The organism is Sphingopyxis sp., from assembly GCF_035565275.1.
GTDB lineage: Bacteria > Pseudomonadota > Alphaproteobacteria > Sphingomonadales > Sphingomonadaceae > Sphingopyxis.
Window position 1 is genome coordinate 1 of the sequence record NZ_DATMST010000331.1, and the last position, 2,837, is coordinate 2,837.

5 protein-coding genes are annotated in these 2,837 nt (G+C 66.5%); 3 read left to right on the forward strand and 2 right to left on the reverse strand.

Annotation, left to right across the window (positions count from 1 at the left end; all coding sequences use genetic code 11):
- The coding region (locus VN047_RS21620; protein WP_325546359.1) for a cold-shock protein at positions 1–596 on the forward strand (596 nt) is incomplete at its 5' end.
- Between the two features lie 115 nt (positions 597–711).
- Here VN047_RS21620 and soxR read toward each other — a convergent pair.
- The gene (gene soxR, locus VN047_RS21625; RefSeq protein ID WP_325546361.1) at positions 712–1,182 is read right to left on the reverse strand and encodes a redox-sensitive transcriptional activator SoxR; all 471 of its coding nucleotides are present in this window, start codon (positions 1,180–1,182) and stop codon (positions 712–714) included.
- Positions 1,183–1,268: 86 nt separating this feature from the next.
- Here soxR and VN047_RS21630 point away from each other — a divergent pair, with 86 nt between their 5' ends.
- Together VN047_RS21630 and VN047_RS21635 are read left to right on the forward strand one after the other, a co-directional pair.
- Complete coding sequence (locus VN047_RS21630) at positions 1,269–1,664, forward strand: VOC family protein (RefSeq protein ID WP_325546363.1); 396 nt, start codon at positions 1,269–1,271, stop codon at positions 1,662–1,664.
- Positions 1,665–1,729: 65 nt separating this feature from the next.
- Entirely contained in the window at positions 1,730–2,194 is a 465-nt protein-coding gene (locus tag VN047_RS21635) for a pyridoxamine 5'-phosphate oxidase family protein (protein ID WP_325546365.1), read from the forward strand.
- A gap of 79 nt (positions 2,195–2,273) precedes the next feature.
- Here VN047_RS21635 and VN047_RS21640 read toward each other — a convergent pair.
- Positions 2,274–2,837 (reverse strand): enolase C-terminal domain-like protein (locus tag VN047_RS21640; RefSeq protein ID WP_325546367.1); only part of this gene is annotated, 564 nt, incomplete at its 5' end.

Genomic DNA, 2,837 nt, shown 5'->3' on the forward strand with positions numbered 1-2,837 from the left:
GCGGCGGCTTCGGCGGCGGCGACCGTGGCGGTGGCTTCGGCGGCGGACGTGGCGGCGGCATGCCGGCACAGGTCGTCGGCGAAGGCAATGGCACGGTGAAATTCTTCAACGCGGCAAAGGGCTTCGGCTTCGTCGCGCGCGACGATGGCGGCGAAGACGTGTTCGTGCACATCAGCGCGGTCGAACAGGCGGGCCTGCAGGGCCTCGCCTCGGGCCAGCCGATGGCTTTCACGCTCGTCGAACGCAACGGCAAGGTTTCGGCCATCGATCTGAAGATCGAAGGCGAACCGATGCCGGTCGAGGAATTCGCTCCGCGCCGCGATGATCGCGGCGACCGTCCGGCTCCGGGCGGCGCCCGCGGCCGGCGTCAGCTGACCGGCGAACGCACCTCGGGCACGGTCAAATTCTTCAACACGACGAAGGGCTTCGGCTTCATCGCGCGCGACGACGGACAGGCCGATGCCTTTGTCCACATCAGCGCGGTGCAGCGCGCCGGCATGGCCGGCCTCGAGGAAGGCGACCGCGTCGCTTTCGATATCGAGGTCGACGACCGCGGCAAGTTCGCGGCGGTGAACCTGCAGCCGCATCAGGACTGATCGGCGGCACGACCAAAAACGAAAAGGGCGGCTTTCGGGCCGCCCTTTCTGTTTGACGGCAAGGCGCGCGCGGCGCGGCGGGCGACGGTCCTGCCTTCTCCCCTCCCCGCTTGCTTCAATCCACTTCGGCAATCTCGCGCGCGCGGTCGCCCAGCAGATAGCGTGGCCCCGCCCCGCACTGCGCCGCCTTGTCCTCGCGATTATAGAGCCCGCACCTCCTGAGGCTGAGGCAGCCGCAACCAATGCAATCGCCCAGCAGTTCGCGCGTCTGCGTCAGCGCCGCGATCTGCGCGTCGATCCGGGCGCGGAGCCCGGTGCTGATCCGCGTCCAGTCGGCGCCGTTGGGCGTTCGTCCGGCCGGAAGCCGCGCCAGCTCTCCGGCGATCTCCTCAAGGCTCAATCCCAGTTGCTGCGCGATCAGGATGAAGGAGACGCGGCGGATATCGGCGCGCAGGAAGCGCCGCTGCCCGCCGCCCGTGCGGAGAGCGGCAACCAGTCCTTTCGCCTCGTAAAAACGGATCGCCGACACCGCGACGCCGGTACGCGTCGCAAGCTCGCCGATTGCGATCAGATCGGTCCGGTGCATCGGGGCTCCTCCTTCTTTTGCGCTTGACCTGAACCTCACTTGAGATTGCAAAAGCCGCCGCGTCAACCCGAATCAGGAGAATCCAGGTGACGCACCCGTTCATCGAACATGTGAATCTGACCGTCAGCGACCCCGACCGCACCGCCGGAATCCTGTCGGCGGTCTTCGGCTGGCACGAGCGCTGGCGCGGCCCGGCGCAGAACGGCGGGCGCACGATCCACCTCGGCAGCGACATCGCCTATATCGCGCTCTACGCCGCCCCCGAGCGCCAGCCTGATGGCGCGCGCTATCCCAAGGGCAAACCGCTCAACCATGTCGGGATACAGGTCGAAGACCTCGACACGATCGAGATGCGCGTCAGGGCAGTCGGCCTTACCCCCTTCAATCATGGCGATTACGAACCCGGCCGCCGCTTCTATTTCTTCGATCCCGACGGTATCGAATATGAGGTCGTCAGCTATGCGGAGCCGCGCCTGCGCTGAACCGGGCAACGACCGCGCCGGTGCCGCGTTGATCGGTCATCGGGGGGGCACAAAGGAGCCTTTCGATGACCGACGATATCAAGAAAACATTCTGGAAAGCCTTGGCCGACAGCCCCTATGTCATGGTCGGCGCGACCGGCGAGCGCGAGCATCATATCCCGATGAACGCCCAGCTCGACAAGGATGCGCACGGCGCTTTCTGGTTCTTCACCGCGACCGACAACCGGCTGGCGGCGGGCGGCCCCGCGATGGCGCAATTCGCATCGAAGGGCCACGACCTGTTCGCCTGCATTTCGGGAACGCTGGTCCACGAGAGCGACCGCGCGGTGCTCGACAAATTGTGGAACAACGGCATCGCGGCCTGGTACGAAGGCGGCAAGGACGATCCGAAACTTGTCCTGCTGCGCTTCGACCTCGACGACGCCGAAATCTGGACCGCCGATCCTGGCATCAAGGGCATGTTCAAGCTCGCCACCGGGATGACGATGAAGGAAGGCGACCTTGGCAAGCACGCCGAGGTGGCGCTTTGACATAGCTGGACACGCGCCCGTGCTGCGTTAGAAAAGGGGCATGGGCGCTGGGCTGCAACAGCGATTTGGCTTCCGCTGCCTAGATTCCGATCCGTCCCTCGCGAAATTCGAACCCGCCCTCGCGGTCGCGCTCGAGCAAGGCCGGCCCGTCGAGGTCGACCCAGCGCGCGCGCTGCGCCAGCACGAAGGCAGGCGCGATCGCGAGGCTGGTCGACAGCATGCATCCGACCATGATCGACAGCCCCGCCGCGTCGGCGGCGTCGGCGACGCGCAACGCCTCGGTCAGCCCGCCGGCCTTGTCGAGCTTGATGTTAACACCGTCGTAAAAGGGACCGATTCGCGCGACATCGGCGGCAGTCTGGCAGCTTTCGTCAGCGACAAAGGGTATCGGCGCATAAATGGGGTCGAGCAGCGCGTCGGCGCCCACCGGCACGGGCTGCTCGATCATTTCGACGCCCATGTCGGCAAGCGCCTCGGCTTCGCTCAATATGTCGACCTCGCCCCAGCTTTCGTTGGCGTCGACGATCAGCCGCGCCTCGGGCGCGCCCTTGCGCACGCCGGCGACGCGCAGGCGATCGCCCTCGCCGGTCAGCTTGATCTTGAGCAGCCGGTACCCGTCGGCGGCGGCAGTCGCCGCCTGCTC

Excerpts from the sequence above, each read along its gene's own strand:
- soxR (WP_325546361.1), bottom strand. The coding sequence starts at position 1,182 with ATGCACCGGACCGATCTGATCGCAATCGGCGAGCTTGCGACGCGTACC.
- VN047_RS21635 (WP_325546365.1), top strand. The coding sequence starts at position 1,730 with ATGACCGACGATATCAAGAAAACATTCTGGAAAGCCTTGGCCGACAGC.